General features: G+C 71.6%; 12 protein-coding genes, 4 tRNA genes and 1 pseudogene. 8 read left to right on the plus strand and 9 right to left on the minus strand.

Going from position 1 to position 18751, the window contains the following annotated elements; genetic code table 11:
* Positions 1-714: pseudogene (locus tag BIU98_RS10150) on the plus strand (hypothetical protein); the annotation flags it as partial.
* A gap of 97 nt (positions 715-811) precedes the next feature.
* Here BIU98_RS10150 and BIU98_RS10155 read toward each other — a convergent pair.
* From BIU98_RS10155 to BIU98_RS10165, 3 genes are all read right to left on the minus strand, one after another.
* On the minus strand, positions 812-1363 hold the full coding sequence (locus tag BIU98_RS10155) for a hypothetical protein (RefSeq protein ID WP_071275524.1): 552 nt from the start codon (positions 1361-1363) through the stop codon (positions 812-814).
* A gap of 27 nt (positions 1364-1390) precedes the next feature.
* A complete protein-coding gene (locus tag BIU98_RS10160; RefSeq protein ID WP_071275526.1) occupies positions 1391-2380 on the minus strand; it encodes an alpha/beta hydrolase in 990 nt (329 codons plus the stop codon).
* Positions 2381-2499: 119 nt separating this feature from the next.
* The gene (locus tag BIU98_RS10165) at positions 2500-3738 is read right to left on the minus strand and encodes a DUF2254 domain-containing protein (RefSeq protein ID WP_071275528.1); all 1239 of its coding nucleotides are present in this window, start codon (positions 3736-3738) and stop codon (positions 2500-2502) included.
* Positions 3739-3847: 109 nt separating this feature from the next.
* On the opposite strand from BIU98_RS10165, the gene BIU98_RS10170 reads away from it, so the two are divergent.
* Positions 3848-5671: a BCCT family transporter gene (locus BIU98_RS10170; protein ID WP_254787852.1), complete on the plus strand. Its 1824-nt coding sequence runs from the start codon at positions 3848-3850 to the stop codon at positions 5669-5671.
* Positions 5672-5719: 48 nt separating this feature from the next.
* On the opposite strand, the gene BIU98_RS10175 is transcribed toward BIU98_RS10170, so the two are convergent.
* The 4 genes from BIU98_RS10175 to BIU98_RS10195 form a co-directional block, all read right to left on the minus strand.
* A complete protein-coding gene (locus BIU98_RS10175; protein ID WP_139200654.1) occupies positions 5720-7180 on the minus strand; it encodes a hypothetical protein in 1461 nt (486 codons plus the stop codon).
* 221 nt (positions 7181-7401) lie between these two features.
* A tRNA-Val gene (locus BIU98_RS10185) sits at positions 7402-7476 on the minus strand.
* 35 nt (positions 7477-7511) lie between these two features.
* Positions 7512-7585, minus strand: a tRNA-Cys gene (locus BIU98_RS10190).
* An 82-nt stretch (positions 7586-7667) separates the two neighbouring features.
* Positions 7668-7739, minus strand: a tRNA-Gly gene (locus BIU98_RS10195).
* 308 nt (positions 7740-8047) lie between these two features.
* Here BIU98_RS10195 and BIU98_RS10200 point away from each other — a divergent pair.
* From BIU98_RS10200 to BIU98_RS10220, 5 genes are all read left to right on the plus strand, one after another.
* A tRNA-Val gene (locus BIU98_RS10200) sits at positions 8048-8120 on the plus strand.
* Positions 8121-8182: 62 nt separating this feature from the next.
* Complete coding sequence (locus tag BIU98_RS10205) at positions 8183-9760, plus strand: DUF3375 family protein (RefSeq protein WP_083393155.1); 1578 nt, start codon at positions 8183-8185, stop codon at positions 9758-9760.
* Positions 9757-10557, plus strand: coding sequence for a DUF4194 domain-containing protein (locus BIU98_RS10210; protein ID WP_071275539.1), 801 nt, complete (start codon positions 9757-9759; stop codon positions 10555-10557). The genes BIU98_RS10205 and BIU98_RS10210 overlap by 4 nt, the downstream gene beginning before the upstream one ends.
* A complete protein-coding gene (locus BIU98_RS10215) occupies positions 10554-13934 on the plus strand; it encodes an ATP-binding protein (RefSeq protein ID WP_071275541.1) in 3381 nt (1126 codons plus the stop codon). The genes BIU98_RS10210 and BIU98_RS10215 overlap by 4 nt, the downstream gene beginning before the upstream one ends.
* Positions 13935-14128: 194 nt before the next feature.
* Positions 14129-14437, plus strand: coding sequence for a hypothetical protein (locus BIU98_RS10220; RefSeq protein ID WP_139200655.1), 309 nt, complete (start codon positions 14129-14131; stop codon positions 14435-14437).
* A 172-nt stretch (positions 14438-14609) separates the two neighbouring features.
* On the opposite strand, the gene BIU98_RS10225 is transcribed toward BIU98_RS10220, so the two are convergent.
* Positions 14610-16076, minus strand: a complete 1467-nt coding sequence (locus tag BIU98_RS10225; RefSeq protein ID WP_071275545.1) for a peptide MFS transporter — start codon at positions 16074-16076, stop codon at positions 14610-14612.
* A 223-nt stretch (positions 16077-16299) separates the two neighbouring features.
* On the opposite strand from BIU98_RS10225, the gene BIU98_RS10230 reads away from it, so the two are divergent.
* On the plus strand, positions 16300-18471 hold the full coding sequence (locus tag BIU98_RS10230) for an acyl-CoA dehydrogenase (RefSeq protein ID WP_071275547.1): 2172 nt from the start codon (positions 16300-16302) through the stop codon (positions 18469-18471).
* A 4-nt stretch (positions 18472-18475) separates the two neighbouring features.
* Here BIU98_RS10230 and csrA read toward each other — a convergent pair whose 3' ends face one another.
* Entirely contained in the window at positions 18476-18751 is a 276-nt protein-coding gene (gene csrA / locus BIU98_RS10235; RefSeq protein WP_071275549.1) for a carbon storage regulator CsrA, read from the minus strand.

Raw genomic sequence — 18751 nt, forward strand, 5'->3', positions numbered from 1 at the left:
ACCGCCGGACGACGAACTGGAGCGATCATGACCAGGAACCACGACCACCACGACGACGCCGACGAGCCCACCCGCGAGTACCCCCGGGACGGCTTCGCCCGTGACGCACAGCCGACCGAGCAGTTCCCGCAGGCCTCCGAGACCCGGCCGGGAGGCTCGGCACCGGTCGCGTCGTCGGCCGCCGCCGGGGAGCGGGGTCGCCGCCAGGGCCTCGGTCGCCGACTCGGGATCGGTGCGGCCGTCGTGGCCGTGCTGATCGGCGGGGTCGGTGTCACCGCGGCGGTCGCCGCGGGGAACGACGGTGGGGGCAGCAGTGCGGTGGGGGCGCCGACCGGTGCGCCGACCGGAGCGCCGTCAGAGGCTCCTTCTGGTGCACCGAGTGGGGCTCCGAGTGGGGCTCCGACTGATGGTCCGGCCGCTGGAGGGCCGGCCGCGGGCGGTGCCGCCGGAGGCCCCGCTGCCGGTGGTCCCGGCGCGACGTGCGGGCCGGCCGGTGGAGCGGCGGGTGGCGCGGCCGGTGCTCCCGAGGGTGACGCCGCACCGAAGCCGCCGGCCGGGGCGCCGAAGCCGGGCACGGACACGGACGCACCGAAGCCGGGCGCGGACGCAGACGCGCCGAAGCCGGGAGCGGACGCACCGAAGCCGGGCACGGATGCACCGAAGCCAACCGGTGCGCCGTCTGCACCGACCGAGGCTCCGACGACGGGGTCCTGACGCCTGGGTCCTGACCCGGCTCAGGACCTGCCGGCACCGCTCCGGACGTGCCCGACGAGCACCGGCTCGTCGGGCCGTCCGGTCACGCGCAGCAGGACTACCGGGGCTCGTCCTCGTGCCGCTCGAACCAGGTGTCGGCCTGTTCCCGTTCGTCCTCCGCCAGGAGCTGCCGGGCGCGCGGCATCGACCGACGGGCGAACACCAGCGTCGAGACGCCGATCCCCGTGAAGCTCGCCGCCGCCACGAACGAGAAGACGCTCGACCACGGGTCCTCCCCCTCGAGGACCGTCGACACGCCACCGACCGCGTTGAGCAGGCCCGCCGCAAGGCTCACCCAGCCGACCCACGCGCCACGCTCGGTGACCCGCCGGAGGTACCGGATGCGGACGGGCACGGGCACCTCGGCCGGGAGGTCGCTCCCCCGGACCCAAGCCTCCAGCCGGCGCTGCTGGCGGTACCCACCCGCGACCGCCCAGCTCGTGACGACCGCGGCGACCAGGACCACCAGCACGGCCGCGGCGACGAGCACCACGACGACCGGTGCCAGGGCGAAGTCCTTCACCGCGAGGAGCGTCCAGAGTCCGGCGACGAGGAGTCCAGAACCGACGAGTCGGACCCACCCACGGGCGTCGATCTCACGAAGTCGCATGGCCTGAGCGTAGTGAGCCGGCGCGCGTCACGACGCCGGGGCCTCCGACACGGACCACGCGAGCAGACGCGTCGTCCAGTCGGCGAGTGCGGCGACCGCGCGGCGCGAGACGACCGCGTGCGGCACCATGCTGGTGAACCCGTGGAAGGCCCCGGGCCAGACGTGCAGCTCCGCGTCGACCCCCGCTGCCCACAGCCGGCTGGCGTAGGCGACGGTCTCGTCGCGGAACACCTCCGCGCTGCCGCAGTCGAGGTAGGTGGGAGGCATCCCGCGCAGGTCGGTCGCGCGTGCCGGTGCCGCGTGGACGGAGACGTCACCGTCGCGGTGGTCCCCGAGGTACGCGTCCCAGCCGAACCGGGTCATCGCCCGGTCGGCCACACCGACGCCGTCGATCTGGCGCGTGGAGGTCGTCGAGTCGCTGTCGTCGAGCATCGGCGAGACCAGGACCTGGGCGTGGACGGAGGGGCCGCCACGGTCCCGAGCGAGGAGCGCCGTCCCCGCGGCCAGTCCCCCGCCGGCACTCTGCCCGACGAGCACGATGCGTGCCGGGTCGATCCCCAGCTCCTCGGCGTGGTCGGCGACCCAGACGAGGCCGGCGTAGCAGTCCTCGACGGGCACCGGGTCGGGGTGCTCCGGTGCGAGTCGGTAGTCGATGCTCAGCAGGACGACGTCGTGGTCCAGCAGCCAGTCGTCGTAGGAGTCGAGGTTGCCGAGGTGATGCCCGAACATCATGCCGCCGCCGTGGATGGTGAAGAACGCCGGCGCCGCGCCCGTCCTGCCGATGCGCTGGATGACGGCGAGGGCGATCGACGTGTCCCCGTCGACGGGCACGCGCACTGATCGGCGTTCCAGGCCGCGTCCGCGGAGACGGTCGTCGAGCTCGGCCTCTGTCACGTCGAGCTCGCGCATCGCCGGCAGCATCTCGCGGGTCAGGACGAAGGGGCCTCGGGCGTGGAGCCGGTCGAGGAACTCCTGCAGCTCCGGGTCGAACGGGGGTCGGGACATGGTGTCGGTCATCGCGCACTCCTGTTTCACGAGAAGTGGCGGCCCAGTCAGACCACGTGTCGCCGCGGCTGACGACAGCCGCGTTTTTCCTTCGCGAGGAGCATACCCCGCTGGGAGGCGAACCCCGGTCGTCAGGGGAGGAGCGCGCGGACGCGGTCCTCGAACCGAGCAGCCGCAGCACTCCGTGCGGGCGGTGCCTCGTCCTGGAGCCGTTCGGCGAGGTCGATCGCCGCGGTCAGCACGAGGGGGTGCTCTCGACCGTAGGTGACGACGCCGTCGAAGACCGTGCCGACCAGGTCCTCGAGCTCCGGCCAGTGCGGGAGCACCCGGGCGACTCCGTCGTCGTCGACGCAGGCCGTGACGGTCGCCCGGTCGCGCCAGGCCGGGACCAGCGCAGCGGAGGCGAGTTCCAGTGCCCCGACGGCTGTGTACGGGTCGTTCGTCCCGCTGGCCAGTCCGCGGACCGCGATCTCCACGAGCTGCTGCAGCGCGAACCGGACGTCCTGGTACGGGGTCCTCGCGGTGCCTGTCGTGACGCATGCACGGAGCGCCCGGACCGCGCGGTCGTCGAGGTCGACGCACTCCCCCGCCTCGGTCAGGACGGCGAGGACCGGTTCGCCGGGCAGCACGTGCTGCCCTGGCATCGCACGCACGTCGACGACTGCGTGCTGGTCCACCGCCCAGCGGACGAGCCGACGCCAGGCAACGGACTGCACGTAGCCGTCGTCCTCTGCCCGGACCGTGGTGCCACGGGCGGCGCAGGACGAGCGCGGCGCGGTGCTCACCCGGTCGTCGTCGACCGTCGCGAACGCCTCGTCGAGGGCCGCAGCGAGCTCCACCTGCACCCGTTTCTGCAGGGAGGTGATCTGCACGCTCGACGCGATGTGGTGGATGAAGAAGACCAGGACTGCGACGTCGATGAGCCCGATGAGCACCGCGACGTGCACCGCGATCACCGGCACGAACGCCGTCCCGTCGTCGACGTCGGTGTGCACCGAACGCAGCACGACGACGGCGTAGACGAAGGTCGACGTGAACACCGCGAGCACGAGCTGGTTGGCCCGGTCCGCCATGAAGTTGCGCACCAGGCGCGGACCGTACGTGGACGATGTGGTGGCGAGGACCGAGATGGTGATGGAGAACGACGTCCCCGCGACGGTGAGCATCGCGGTCCCGATCGTGGTGAGGATCGACCGGCCACCGCTCGCACTCAGCGCGTCCAGTACGGCGATCTGGATCCCGTGGTCGATGACGACCCGGTCCACGGCGACCAGTACCTCGGCCAGCAGGATCGCTCCGAGACCGAACACGGCCGGCAGGAACCAGAAGGACTCACGGATGCGGAGCGCCAGAGCCTGCACGCGGACCACCAGCCTCTCGGGACGCACAACGGGGTCGAGCACCACCGAGTGCCGGCAACAGTACCGGGCGACACGCCTGGGTGAACGCACAGGAACGAGAGCAGGCACCATGGGGTGCATGGCAAGCACAGCTCCACCCCTGCCCGATCCCGTCGCCACCACGCCGCAGCTCCGGCGGTGGGTGTTCTGGCCCGCCGCCATCATCGTGCTCGGCTTCGTGGCGTTCACCCTCGTCTCCCCCTCCACCGCCGAGGGGCTGTTCCTCGGGTTGCAGGACGGCATCGTCCGCAACTTCAGCTGGTACTACGTCCTGGTCGCCGCGTTCTTCGTCGGGTTCTCCCTCTTCGTCGGCTTCAGCCGGTACGGCGACATCACGCTCGGGAAGGACGCAGACGAGCCCGAGTTCTCCACCGGGTCCTGGTTCGCCCTGCTCTTCGCGGCGGGCATGGGCATCGGCCTGGTGTTCTACGGCGTCTCCGAACCACTCAGCCACTTCGCGTCGCCGCGCCCCGGGGTCACCGGGACCGAGAAGGAACTCGCACAGCAGGCCCTGACCCAGACGTTCCTGCACTGGGGCCTGCACGCCTGGGCGATCTACGTGGTCCTCGGGTTGGCGCTCGCCTACGCCATCCACCGCCGCGGTCGGCCGGTGTCGATCCGTTGGGCACTCGAGCCGTTGCTCGGCAACCGCGTCCGTGGCGGCTGGGGCAACCTCATCGACGTCATCGCCCTCGTCGGCACCCTGTTCGGCGTCGCCACCTCGCTCGGTCTCGGCGTCATCCAGATCGGCGCGGGTCTCGAGGCCGCCGGCATCGCCGAGAGCAGCATCGTCAGCCAGATCGCCATCATCGCCGTCATCACCGCTGTCACCATCGTCTCCCTCGTGACCGGCGTGACCAAGGGGATGAAGATCCTCTCGAACTTCAACCTCCTCCTCGCGGCCGCGCTGCTGCTGTTCGTGCTCATCGTCGGACCGACGCAGTTCCTGCTCCGCGACTTCGTGCAGTCGATCGGCTCGTACCTCCAGAACATCGTCGGCCTCTCCTTCAACGTCACCGCCCAGCAGGGCGCCGAGGGCGAGGCCTGGCAGGGCGCGTGGACCACGTTCTACTGGGGCTGGTGGATGTCCTGGGCTCCGTTCGTCGGCGTCTTCATCGCGCGCATCTCGAAGGGACGCACTGTCCGTCAGTTCGTGTTCGGAGTGCTCCTGGTGCCGACGCTGCTCACCTTCCTCTGGTTCGCGGTCCTCGGCGGCACGGCGATCCACCGACAGACGGACGGCGCGGGCGGCCTGGTCGGGTCCGACGGTTCGGTCGACGTCGAGGGATCGCTCTTCGCGCTCCTCGGTGACCTGCCCGCCGGTGCCGTCCTGACGTTCGGTGCGATCCTGCTCATCGGCGTCTTCTTCGTCACGTCGTCGGACTCCGGTTCCCTGGTGATGGCGATGATCGCGTCCGGTGGAGACATCGAACCGAAGAACTGGCTCCGGGTGTTCTTCGCCGGCGTCTCGGCCCTCCTCGCGGTCGCCCTGCTGCTCAGCGGTGGTCTCAACGCCCTCAAGACCGCAGCGATCACCACCGCGCTGCCGTTCAGCATCGTCCTGCTCCTCACCTGTTGGTCGACGATCATCGCGTTCTCCCGGGAGCGCCGGGCGTACGACAAGGCGGAGCGGGACGTCCTGCTCGAACACGTCGGCGCGTACTACGGCCTCGAGGTCGAGGCACCCAGCGAGCGCACTCCTCGCTCCGGCCTCGCCCGTCCCTGGGCTGCGGTGAAGAACCGGGTCCGCGGCGGCAGACCGACCAGCACACCGGGGAGCAGTACGGCCACGATGGACGACTTCCCCGTCCGGCCGGAGACCGTCTCGTCCGATCCCGCGATGGACGTCGGGCTCGACGCCACCACGGGACCGACGACCGGTGACCAGCGCCGAGCGGACTGACCCGTCCTGACCGCGGCCCCGTACACCCATCGTCCCGCTGGGACCGGATCAGCCGTTCCAGGCGTCGCGGACAGCGTTCCCGAGACGCGTGCGGGTGTCGTTCCGCTGCGACTCCGATCGGAGTGCGTCGACGCTCAGTGCACCGTCATGCAGGGTGAGGTCCGCCGACGTCTCGACGGGCTGCCCCGCGATGTCCACGGCCAGCCGTGTGCCGTCCGGCAGGACCGGCTTCAGCGCGGCTGCGAGGGCCGATGCGTCCTCCACCTTCGCCACGGAGACGGAGACGGAGGCGGTCGCATCGAACAAGGACACGCGAGTGGGCAGGAACCCCGTGAGCTCCCGACCGACGTCCACCGCGTCGCTGAACCGCGACGGAGACCCGCTCAGCAGCAGACCGTCCTCCCCGCGGTCCTCGAGCGCGGCCTTCGACGAGCCGACCTCGAGGGTCTGGATCGGCTTCGCCGGGGACGCGGCGGCGAGCGTGGCCGCAGCGCTGAGCGCGTTGTCGGTCCCGTCGGCGGTGACCGTCACCCACGCCGGCCGCAGGACGATCGCTGAGACCCCGGGACGGTCGATCGTCCGGGCGAGGCGGTTCGCTTCGACGTACGCACCGGGGTCGGGCCGCTCACCGTCGTCGGCCGAGTCGTCGGTGGTGATGATGCCGCCGTCGACGAGCGCCGCGGTCTCCGGTGCCGCCTGCTTGATCAGCGCGGCGGTGTCGGCGATGTCGGCGGCGTCATCGAGGTGCACGTGGAGGCGTCCGGGCTGGACGGAGGCGCTGGTCACCGTGTGCTTCGCCGTCACCGCACGGTACGCGGCGACCTCGGCGGACGGGTCACCGTTGACGTCGTTGGTGCGGCTGTCGGCGTTGGAGATGCTGTAGTCGGGGTTGCGCCGACTCAGCGCGGTCGTCTCCGGCGTGTTCCACGCGTCGGCTGACAGCGACACGTCCTTCCACCCGGATGCCGCGCCGACCTCCTGCACCGCATCCCAGCCCCGCACGAGGTCCGACGGACGCTCGACGTCGAGCTGGATCGATCCGTTCCCCGCCCCGGGCCCGTCTCCGGAGCTGATGGTGCCGCCGAGCCAGTGCCCACCGGCGCGGAGGTCGTCGACGACCGCGAGGACCGGGGTGTTCTCCGACCGGTGTCTGGCGACGTAGAAGCCGAACCCGTCCGCTTCGATGCGCGCCGAGTACGTCACCGAGGCTCCGGAGTGCTGCACTGCCCACCGGCCGACCTCGTCGGTGACGGTTCGCAGCTCCGTGTCGGACAGGTCGTCGTCGGTCACGACGAACGCGGTGACGGTGCCGGCGAACGGGAGGTCGTTCGTTCCCATGCCGGACACCGACCGCACGCCGTCGATGTCCGCCAACGCCTGCTCCGCCTTCCTGGCACCGGCCGAGCCCGCGTCGACGTGCATCGAACAGCCGCTCAGCATCACCGCGATGGCGACCCCCGCGGCGGTCGTCGCAGCCGTCAGCCGTGGTCGTCGTCTCCCCCTGGACATGGCGGGAGCGTAACGCAGTCTCCTGACGCGAATGGGACATCGTCCGGTCGTGTGCGCCGCGCCGCTGCCCGGACGCTGTCACTCCACGCGCGTTCATACGACAGCAGGCGATTCGCAGCGGGCACCAGTGACAGCCCGCGTGCACAAGCACATGGTGCCGCGCCCCGCACGCACGAAGAAGCCCCCGGCCGGACCTGGTGGTCCTGCCGGGGGCTTCGTGGTGGTGGGCGATACTGGGATCGAACCAGTGACCTCTTCCGTGTCAGGGAAGCGCGCTACCGCTGCGCCAATCGCCCAGAGAGTCCCTGCAGACCGAGGTCCGACAGAGTCTTGGAGGTGGGGACGGGATTCGAACCCGCGTGGACGGCTTTGCAGGCCGCTGCCTAGCCTCTCGGCCACCCCACCATCGAGGTTCACGTCTCCGTGAGTACCCGAACGGTGGGATACCCTCTGGTGAGAAACCGGCTCCCGAGGGAACCAGTACTCGAGCGGATGACGAGATTCGAACTCGCGACCCTCACCTTGGCAAGGTGATGCGCTACCACTGCGCCACATCCGCATGTCGTTGTCCGCTCTCGCGGCGACTCATGAACACTATCCGACTCAAGGCCCTTTCTCCAAAATCCTTCCCGTTCACCGGGCGTGTCCCCCGGGTTCATGCGGATCGGGGCCCTCGCACGGTGCTCGGTCGCTCGACTGGTGCGCGGTAGACCTCTCCGTGCGAGGCTCTCGGGGCGCACGGTGTGGCCAACCTCGCACCACGTTGCGCGAACACCGGCCGCGAACCAGCGCGACGCGCGCGAGGGCGACACGCGGTTCGGCACACCGCCGCTCTTCCGCTACTATCGATCCGCACGCAAGTGCAGGGGGCGATTGGCGCAGTTGGTAGCGCGCTTCGTTCACACCGAAGAGGTCATCAGTTCGAGTCTGGTATCGCCCACGAGCCCATCCAGGGCCTGAAGTACCCCCAAGAGCCCGACGCAACCGCGTCGGGCTCTTTGCATGACCACGACCCGACCGACCACCAGGGGCAGCATGACCGACGTCGACCTCGAGTACGCGCGCGTCCGTGCCGTGCTCGACCGTCCGACGCTCCGGCTCATGTCCCGCCCGACGAGCGGCGTCGTGCTCGCCGTCTTCCGCACGGTGTTCGACCGCGACGTGCAGTACGTCCCCGCCGACCGGATGCACCTGCAGGTCGAGGAGCACGTCACCCGCCTGCAGGCCACCGGCGCCCGGGTCCCGGCGAGCGAGCAGCCAGCACCACAAGCACAAGCACAAGCACAAGCACAAGCACCCGACGAGAACCGCCCGAACGGCCGTGCCCTCTGCCGCGAGTGGGTCACGGCACAGTGGCTCGTCCGCTCGAACTCCCCCGACGGCGACGAGCAGTACTCGCTCACGAGCCACGCGCTCGAGGCCCTGAGCCTCGTCGACACCCTGTCCTCCGACCGCGCCCTGATCAGCGAGAGCCGCCTGGCGATGATCGTCGACGCCGTGCACCGCTGGGCCGCCCGCGCCGAACCCGACCCCGCCGTGCAGATCCGCCGCCTCGACGCCCAGATCGCCGAGCTCCAGGCCGAGCGCGAGCGCCTGGCGTCCGGCGACGAGCCCGCCGTGGTCGACGAGGACCGGATGCGCGACGGCTACACGAACATCACGGACCTGATCCGGCAGCTGCCGAGCGACTTCAAGCGCGTCGAGGAAGCGGTGGCGTCGATGCACCGCGAGATCGTCGAGGACTTCCGCAACGAGGTCCGTCCGATCGGGGAGATCCTCGACGACTACCTCGCCCGGACGGACACCCTGATGCAGGCGACCCCCGAGGGCCGGGCCTTCGAGGGCGCCTTCGAGCTGCTCCGCGACGACGCCCTGCTCCTGCGCCTCCGCGACGACATCGCCACGATCCTCGAGCACCCGTTCGCCGCCGGACTGACCAGCGCCGAGCGCCGCACCTTCCGCAACACGGTGAGCATCCTCCGCCAGGGCATCGAGGACGTGCTCGCCCAGCGTCGACTCCTCACCGGCACGCTCCGCGACCAGATCGTCGCGCACGACGTCGTCCGGGACCGCGAGCTCGACGCCGTCCTCCGCAGCGTCAACCGTCGACTCGCCGCGCTCATGGACGGCGGTGGCCTCCGCGACCGCGTCCCGCTGGAACTCCTGCCCCCGGTCGCCGAGGTCGGCACCCTGCGCGAGCGGTTCTACGACCCCGACACCGAGGCGGTGCCGCCGCTCATCGAGGAACCCGACGACGACGTGTTCGAGGAGCTCGACGTCGAGTCCCTCCGGCGTCACGGCGGTCCGCTGCTCGCGGAGCTCCGCACCGTGCTGCGGTCGGGCACCGCCGAGTCCAGCGACCGCGCCTTCCACGGGCTGCCGCCCGAGCACCGCCGCCCCGTCGAGCTCTTCGGCCTGGCGCACCTGCTCACCGGCCGCCCCGACTTCGAGACCGCGGCCGCCACCGTCCCGCACCACACGGTGCGCCCGGACGGCACCGCGGTCACCTTCACCATGCCGACGGCCGACCTGGCACCACCGGTCCCGTCCGGCGACGACGACACCCTGGAGGCACGGTGACCGACACGACGCCGGCATCCGTCGACGAGACGGACGAGTTCGACGGCATCGACCCGTTCGACGACGCCGCATCCGTCCCCGACGACGACCGTGACGAGTCGAGCTTCGCCCTCTTCGAGGGCGACGAGGGTCGGCTCGACGAACCGCAGCGCCGGGCGCTCGTCGCCCTGCTGCGGCACTCGTACATCAGCGCGCGGACGCACGCGGACGAGTGGCGGGCGGTGCTCGACGCCGAACACCAGCTGCGGTCGCGCCTGAACGACCTGTTCCTCGAGCTGCACGTGGACCGCGACCGCGAGGTGGCCTGGAAGCGCCAAGCCCGCTCGGAGAGCCAACGCCGGGGCTTCCCGACACTGCTCCGCGACGTGCCGTACACCCGCGAGGAGACGATCGTCCTCGTCTGGCTCCGCATGCGCCTGCGCGCCGACGCGCGGCCCGGCCCCGACCAGGTGGTGGTCGACCGGTCCGAGATCCTCGCGCACGTGGCGGGGTTCCGTCCCGCCACCGCGACCGACCGCACCCGCGACGAGGGCCGCGTGGCGAAGGCCGTCGAACGACTCGTCACTGCCCGGGTGCTGCTCAAGACCAGCGACCCGGACCGCTTCCGGATCGCGAGCGTCGTCGAGGTGCTGCTCCCCCTCGAACGGCTGCTCGAGCTCGACGCCTGGTTGGCGAGCACAGCGTTGGCAAGCGCGACCACCGCGAGTGGCGACGTCCCTGGCGGAGCCGAGCCGAGCCTCCCGGCCGACCTGGACCTGGACGCCGAGACCGACGACACCGAGGAGGGGGCCGCGTGAGCGACCACCGGATGGACAGCGGCGGGATCCCCGCGCTGTTCGACACCGTCGCCCAGTGGCGCGCCGAGTCGATGCAGGTCGTGAACTGGGGCGGCTTCCACGGCCACCGGCAGATCGAGCTGTCCGGCACCGCGACGCTCATCTCCGGCGCGTCCGGAACCGGCAAGTCGACGCTGATGGACGCCTACCTCGCCGTGATGATGCCGTCGGACGTGCCGTTCAACGGCGCCTCGAACGACGCCACCACCGGTCGGGCGCGCAGCGCGGACCAGCGGAACCTGCTCACGTACCTGCGCGGCAAGGTCGACACCCGGCGCGACCCGGAGTCGGGCGCCCTCCGCGACGTGAACCTGCGCGGCGACGACACGACCACGTGGGGCGCGGCGGCGGTGACGTTCCGCAACGACGACGAGCGACAGTTCACGGTGCTGCGGGCGTACATCGTGCCGAAGCGGGCCCGCGGGGTCGGCGACATCCAGATGACGATGGCGACGGTCGACGACGCCTTCGACCTGCGGCGGCTCGAGGACTTCGTGCCGTCGCGGTTCAGCCACCTCGAGCTGACCGGTCGCGTGCCGGGACTCGTCATCCGCGACACGTACCAGGAGCTCGCGTACACGCTGCAGACGCGGCTCGGGATCGGCGACTCCGGTGGGGGCAACCGGGCGATGCGCCTGCTCGCGCGGATCCAGGCCGGGCAGCACATGCCGACCGTCGACTCGCTGTACAAGTCGCTCGTGCTCGAGACCCCCGGCACGTACGAGGCCGCCGACCGGGCGCTGGCGCACTTCGCCGCGCTCGACGACGCGTACGAGGCGATGGACACCGAGGAGCGGAAGGTCCGGATCCTCTCCCCCATCACCGAGCTGCACCTGGAGATCGAGCGTTCCCGGGCCGCGGCCGACGCCCTCGGCGGCATCGCCACCGGGTCCGAGGTCTCCCCGTTCGCGCACTGGACGGCGTCGCGGAAGCGCGAGCTGCTCGACGACGAGGTCGCGCGCAACGGTCGGGAGCGCACGGCTGCCCGCGCCGAGGTCGAGGCCGCGTCCGCGCGTCACGCCGCCGTCGAGATCGAGCTCCGGGAGGCCGAGGCCCGGCTGCGCGACTCCGGCGGCAACGCCCTCGCCCAGCTCGAGGACCGGATCGACCGCCGCACCCGGGAGCGCGACGTCGTCGTCCGCGCCCGTTCCGCCTTCGAGGCGCGGACGGAGGTGCTCGGGGAGTCGGTGTCGTCCGAGCAAGAATTCGTCGAGGCGCAGCGGGAGTCGCACGAGTTCCTCGGCACCTTCGCGGCCGCCCGGGACGACCTCGACGCCCGGCGCGACGCCCTGACCCGCGAGGAGTACCCGCTCCTCGACCGCGAGCGGTCCCTGCGCCAGGAACGGCAGTCGCTCGAGCACCGCCAGGGCGCGATGCCGCTGCCGATGCACGAGGCCCGGGTCGCGATGGCGCGCGCCGCCGGCATCGACCCCGCCGACCTGCCCTACGTCGCGGAGCTCCTCGACGTCCTGCCCGGCGAGGAGCGCTGGCGCACGGCGATCGAGTCCGTGCTCGCGCCCGTCGCCCGCACGCTGCTCGTCGACCAGGACCGGCTCGACGACTTCAGCGCCGCGATCGACGCCCTGCACCTGAGCGTCCGCGTGCAGTTCGAGGGCGTGCCCGCGGGTCCGCACCTCGACGTCGACGGGGACCCCGCGATGGTGTCCGGCAAGCTCGCGATCAAGGACTCCCCCTTCAGCACCTGGGTCCGCTCCCGGATCGAGTCGGACCGCATCGACGCCCGGTGTGTGGCGTCCGCCGCCGAGCTCGGTGGTGGCGGGCGTCGGGTGACCGAGTCCGGCCAGCTCCGGGACGGCCGCCGCGGCGCGCACGGCGACCGCCGCCAGGCCAACGTCATCGGGTTCACGAACGAGGCGCGGGTCGTCTCGGTGGAGGCCGAACTCGCGTCCATCGCCCAGGACCTCGCCACGCTCGAGGCCCGGCGCACCGACGTCGCGCAGGACATCGCCGCACTCGACGCCCTCCGGGCCGCGCACCAGCACCGGGTCGACACCACGTGGGACGGCATCGACGTCGCCGGCGTCGACGCGTCGCTGGCCCGGCTGTCGGCGGAGCGGGACGCCGTGCTCGCCGCCGACGACGGCCTGCGGACGCTGCGGGCGTCGGTGGCCAGGCTCCGGGGATCGCTCGACGAGGCCGCGGACCGCCGTGCCGCTGCGCGCCTGTCCGTGCAGCGCCTCGAGGAGCGGCACGGGGTGCTCGTCGACGGGCAGGACGCCGCCGCCGAGATCCTGTCGCGCTTCGACGACGCCCCGACGGCACTGCCGGACGACGAACAGGCGCGGCTGCTGGCCGAGACGTTCGAGGAGGTCGGTGCCCCGTCGGGCGTGGACGGCTTCGACGACGCCACGAAGCGCCTGCGCCGCCGGCTCGAGGAACGCCTGACCCAGGCGCTCGACGGGGCCGCCTCGGCATCCCACGCGCTGACCCTGACGTTCCAGCGGTACCAGGACGCCTGGGCCGACCCGAACCTCGGCACCGGGGTGGCGTCCTACCCCGACTACCGGGCGATCCTCGACCAGATCGTCGCGACCGGCCTGCACGCCCGTCGCAGCGAGTGGCGCCGACGGCTGTCGCAGTGGAGCGGCGAGGACCTCGTCCCGCTCGCCGGGGCCTTCGACCGCGCCGTCGTCGAGATCGAGGAGCGCCTGGAGCCCGTCAACGAGATCCTCCGCGACCTGCCCTTCGGCGCGAACCGGGACCGCCTGAAGATCGTCATCCGCCGGGTCACGCGCGAGGACGTCTCGCAGTTCCGCCGTGAGCTCCGGGCGCTGTCCGCGTCGGTCGACACCGAACTGACCGACGACGTGCTGGAGACCCGGTTCCGTCGACTCCGGCGCTTCATGGCCGTCATCCGGGTCGAGCCGGACGCCGCCCGCGGTCGCACGACCCAGCGCGACGCGGTGCTCGACGTCCGGCGCCACATGGAGATCACGGCGGTGCGGTACGACACCGAGGGCAACGACCTCGGCGTGTACTCGTCCCTCGGCGACAAGTCCGGCGGCGAGACGCAGGAGCTCGTGGCGTTCATCGTGGGGGCGGCCCTGCGCTACCAGCTCGGCGACGAGACCCGGCCGCGGCCCCGGTTCGCCCCGGTGTTCCTCGACGAGGCGTTCATCAAGGCGGACTCCGAGTTCGCCGGGCGTGCGGTGACGGCCTGGCTCCGACTCGGGTTCCAGCTCGTGGTGAGTGCGCCGCTCGACAAGGTCACGGCGCTCGAGCCCTCGATGGAGCGCCTGCTCTCGATGCGGAAGCACCCGGACACTGGCCACTCGTCCGTGACGGAGATCCGTCGGGAGGCCGTGCTGACGTCCTGAGCGGTCACGACACCCCGCTCACCTCCGCCGAGTGGTCAGGAACCGTCGGTGTCGGCGCGTCCGGGCGACGGTTCGTGGCCGCTCGACGCCGCACGAACGGGGTGTCGTGACCGGTCGGCGGGGCCTGGTGCGCGGGAGACCGACGATCCGTGGCCGCCCATGGGAGCACCGGGGGCGCGCGGTACGGTCGACGGGTGATGTGGAACCGGAAGAAACGACCCGAAGTGGGCCGGCAGCACGCCTCGCTCGGCATCGGTGCACTGGTGCAGGTCGTCGACGCGCAGACCGGCGGCGAGCACTGGCGGGACGCGATCGGGTCGGACGACGTGGTCGGGGTCATCGTCGCACCCGGCGGCAACCAGCTGGTCGGCTACCCCGGTGTCGGGGAACCGCTGTCGTGGACCGTCGCCTTCGACGAGCCCGTGTACACGAAGGACGGCCGCGGCCCCTTCGAGCGCGCGACCGTCCTGAGTCGTCAACTGGTCCCGGTGGAACCCGAGTAGGCAGAGGCCTAGTACTCGTCCCCACCGCTCTTGAGCATGGCCGCCATGGCCATGCAGGTCCCGACGCCACCGATGACGCCGATGCCGATGATGACTGCGCCGACGAGTTCGAGCATGGTGGTCTCCTGGTTCCGCGGGGCCGATGAGGGTCGTGTCCAGGCTACCGGAAGCGCTACCGGATGCCGCGCATCAGGCGCAGCACGGGGCGCGCGGTGACGAGCAGCAGCACCCCGACGACGACCGCCACGGAGCCGAGCACGGCGAAGTACGGCACCTCGTTCGCGGGGTCGTAGTACTTGGAGAGGACCCCGGTCACCGCGGTGCCGAGCGACACCGACAGGAAGAAGAGCGCCACCATCTGCGTCTGGAACTTCGGCGGCGCGAGCTTCGTGGCGACGGACTGGCCGATCGGGGACAGCAGCAGCTCGGCGACCGTGAAGACGAGCAGGATGCCGGCGAGGACGAGCACGGGGGTGCCGTTCCGGCCGGTCCCGGTGAATGGCAGGAAGAGCAGGAACGCGATGCCCATGATCCCGGTGCCGAGGGCGAACTTCGTCGGGGTGGACGGCTGCCGCTCCCCCAGCCGGGTCCACAGCGCCGCGAAGACGCCGGACAGCACGATGATCATGATCGGGTTGATGGACTGCACCCAGGACACGGGCATCTCGAACCCGCCGATCGTCCGGTCGAGTCGCTGGTCGGAGTAGATCGTCACGACGGTGAACTGCTGCTGGTACAGCGACCAGAACACGGCGCTGCCGATGAACAGCGGGATGAAGGCGAACACCCGCGACCGCTCGTCGGCGGTGACGCCGCTCGTCAGGATCACGACGAAGTAGGACACGGTCGCGACCACCACGACGGCGACCACCACGAGGGGCAGGTTGCCGACGGTGAGCAGCCCGGTCGTGACGGCGACCACGACGATCGCGAGCGCCACGACGACGCCCACCGCGACGACGGGGTACCGGCGCCGGTCGAGCGGGTTCGCGACCTTTCGGACCACGTCGGGGAGCTTCCGGCGGCGGATCGCGTACTGCACGAGCCCGGCGGCCATGCCGACCGCGGCGAGCCCGAAGCCGACGTGGAAGCCGGCGCGGCTCTGCAGCAGGCCGGTGAGGATCGGTCCGGCGAACGCGCCGATGTTCACGCCGAGGTAGTACAGCGAGAACCCGGCGTCACGGCGAGGGTCCTCCTTCGTGTACAACCCGCCGACGATGGTGGTGGCCGTGGCCTTCAGCCCGCCGGACCCGAGGGCGATCAGCACGAGGCCGACCCCGACCCCGGCGACCCCCGGCAGCAGTGCGAGGGCGATGTGCCCGAGCATCACGACGACCGCACTGCCGAACAGCGTGCGGTCGGCCCCGATCAGCCGGTCGGCGGTCCAGGCGCCGAGGATCGTGAACAGGTAGACCGACCCGCCGTACGCGCCCATGATCCCGGTGGCCACGGTCTGGTCGATGCCGAGGCCGCCGCGCGTGAGCGAGTAGTACATGTAGATGAGGACGATGCCCTGCATCCCGTAGAACGAGAACCGCTCCCAGAGCTCGACCGCGAAGGGGGTGGACAACTCGAACGGCTGGCCGAAGAACGTGCGTTGGGGTGTGCCCTCGCGATCCGGGGCGGTGGTGCCTGACATGCCAGCCAGTCTGGCGCGCGGGCCCGCAGGACGGCCAGTCGGCGAGGACTCCTCGTGATTGGAGGGTTCCCACGAGCCGCCGTGCACCGGCCGCAGCGGGGGTTGTCGCGCCGGCACCGCTCTCGTGCGGCTCACGGCCAGGGTGCATAGCGTTGCGTCCAGGAACGTCGTCCTGCGCCACCGCGCGACGACACCGGACAGTGCAGTTCAGGAGGCACCCCCGATGGTCGACATCGCACCCCGCACGAAGCAGACCGGCAGCGCGCAGACCGGCAGCACGCAGACCGACAGCACGCAGACCGACAGTGCGCCGAACGACAGTGCGCAGCGCGCCACGAGCCCGAAGGCCGACGCGACCGGCGACCCGGCACGCGGGACCCCGGCGGCCGGCACCGACCGCGACGTCCGCATCGACGTCGACCTGCTCGCGGAGCACCTGCTCGGACGATGGGCCGAGGACCGCCGGATCTCCCGCCGGCTCGTGCTCGACCCCGCACTGCACAAGACCGAGGGACTCGGCACGATCGAGCACCGACAGCGCGCGTTCGAGCAGCTGCAGATCCTGGTCGACGCCGGTGCGATCCAGCGTCCCTACCCGGTCGAGCTCGGCGGGCAGGACAACCACGGCGGCAACCTCGCGGCGTTCGAGGAGCTGACGACGGCGGACCCGTCGCTGCAGATCAAGGCCGGCGTGCAGTGGGGGCTGTTCGGCTCGGCCGTGCACCACCTCGGCACCGCCAGGAACCACGACGAGTTCCTGCCGGGCATCATCCGCTTCGACGTGCCCGGCTGCTTCGCGATGACCGAGACGGGTCACGGCTCGGACGTACAGAGCATCGCCACGTCGGCGACGTACGACCCGGACACCGAGGAGTTCGTCGTCCACACGCCGTTCCGCGGCGCGTGGAAGGACTACATCGGCAACGCCGCCCTGCACGGCAAGGCGGCGGTCGTGTTCGCCAAGCTCGTCACGCAGGGCGTCGACCACGGCGTGCACGCGTTCTACGTCCCGCTCCGCGACGACGACGGGGAGTTCCTGCCCGGTGTCGGCGGCGAGGACGACGGCGTCAAGGGCGGCCTGAACGGCATCGACAACGGCCGGCTGCACTTCGACCACGTCCGCATCCCCCGCACGAACCTGCTGAACCGCTACGGCGACGTCGCCGAGGACGGCACCTACAGCTCCCCGATCGACTCCCCCGGTCGCCGCTTCTTCACGATGCTCGGCACCCTGGTGCAGGGTCGCGTGTCGTTGGACGGTGCGGCCGTGGTGGCGCAGAAGATCGGGCTGCAGATCGCCCTGACCTACGCCATGGAGCGTCGGCAGTTCCCGACCGGCGGCGGCACCGAGGGCGTGCTGCTCGACTACGGCCGGCACCAGCGCCGGCTCATCCCCCGCCTGGCCACCGTGTTCGCGCAGTCCTTCGCGCACGAGCAGCTGCTCCGCACGTTCGACGACGTCTTCAGCGGCCGACTGGACACCCCGGAGCGCCGCGAGGACCTCGAGACCCAGGCCGCGGCGTTCAAGTCGCTCTCCACGTGGTCGGCGCTCGACACGCTGCAGGAGTGCCGCGAGGCCTGCGGCGGCGCGGGCTTCCTCGCCGAGAACCGGCTCACCAGCCTGCGCGCCGACCTCGACGTCTACGTGACGTTCGAGGGCGACAACACCGTGCTGCTGCAGCTCGTCGGCAAGCGCCTGCTCACGGACTTCCGGAAGAAGGCCCCGCGGGACGCGGCCTCGACGGCGAAGTTCGTCGCTGCGCAGGTCGGCGCGAAGCTCGCGGACGCCTCGGGCATCCGCCGCCTGGGCCAGACGGTCGCCGACCGCGGGTCCCTCGCTGCGAGCGTCACGGACCTCCGCGACGCCGGCACCCAGCGGGCGCTGCTCGCCGGCCGCGTCGAGACGATGGTGGCCGAGATCGGCATGCGGCTGAACACCGCGGGCAAGGACCGCGCCCGCGCGGCGCTGCTCCTGAACCGCTCGCAGCACGAGCTCATCGAGGCCGCCAGGGCGCACGCGGAGCTCATGCAGTGGGACGCCTTCACGGCCGCGATCGACGAGGTCCCCGAGGGCGACACCCGTCGCGTGCTCGTCTGGCTCCGCGACCTGTTCGCCCTCGGGCTGCTCGAGCAGCACCTGGACTGGTACCTCGTGCACGGGCGGCTCTCGGCGCAGCGTGCGCGCGCGGTGTCGGCGTCCATCGACCGCCTGGTCGCCCGGCTCCGCCCGCTCGTCCCGCAGCTGCTCGACACGTTCGGCTACGAGCCCGGACACGTCCGCGCCCCGATCGCCCTCGGCGAGGAGCGGGCACGGCAAGAGGAAGCTGCCGCGTGGTTCGCCGCGGAGCGCGCCGCGGGACGGCTGCCGGAGCAGGAGAAGAAGCCCCGCCCCTAGGGGCTCAGGCGCTCGGGTCGTCCGTGGGTGCGGGCGACCCGCTCGCCGGCGATCCGCCGAGCGCTGCACGCAGGCGCGCCTCGGCGTCGTCGGACGCTGCCCGGGTGGCCTCGACGTTGGCCTCAGCCACGGCGCGGACCACTTCCTCGCGCTGGATCTTGACGCCACGTGGGGCATCGATGCCGATGCGGACGCCGTCGCCCCGGGAGTCGAGCACCGTGATGACGATGTCGTCCCCGATGAGGATCCGCTCGCCGACCTTCCGCGTGAGTACCAGCAC

It is taken from the genome of Curtobacterium sp. MMLR14_010, from assembly GCF_001865015.1.
Taxonomy (GTDB): Bacteria; Actinomycetota; Actinomycetes; order Actinomycetales; family Microbacteriaceae; genus Curtobacterium.

Excerpts from the sequence above, each read along its gene's own strand:
- BIU98_RS10155 (WP_071275524.1), bottom strand. The coding sequence starts at position 1,363 with ATGCGACTTCGTGAGATCGACGCCCGTGGGTGGGTCCGACTCGTCGGT.
- BIU98_RS10160 (WP_071275526.1), bottom strand. The coding sequence starts at position 2,380 with ATGACCGACACCATGTCCCGACCCCCGTTCGACCCGGAGCTGCAGGAG.
- BIU98_RS10170 (WP_254787852.1), top strand. The coding sequence starts at position 3,848 with ATGGCAAGCACAGCTCCACCCCTGCCCGATCCCGTCGCCACCACGCCG.
- BIU98_RS10175 (WP_139200654.1), bottom strand. The coding sequence starts at position 7,180 with ATGTCCAGGGGGAGACGACGACCACGGCTGACGGCTGCGACGACCGCC.
- BIU98_RS10205 (WP_083393155.1), top strand. The coding sequence starts at position 8,183 with ATGACCACGACCCGACCGACCACCAGGGGCAGCATGACCGACGTCGAC.
- BIU98_RS10225 (WP_071275545.1), bottom strand. The coding sequence starts at position 16,076 with ATGTCAGGCACCACCGCCCCGGATCGCGAGGGCACACCCCAACGCACG.
- BIU98_RS10230 (WP_071275547.1), top strand. The coding sequence starts at position 16,300 with ATGGTCGACATCGCACCCCGCACGAAGCAGACCGGCAGCGCGCAGACC.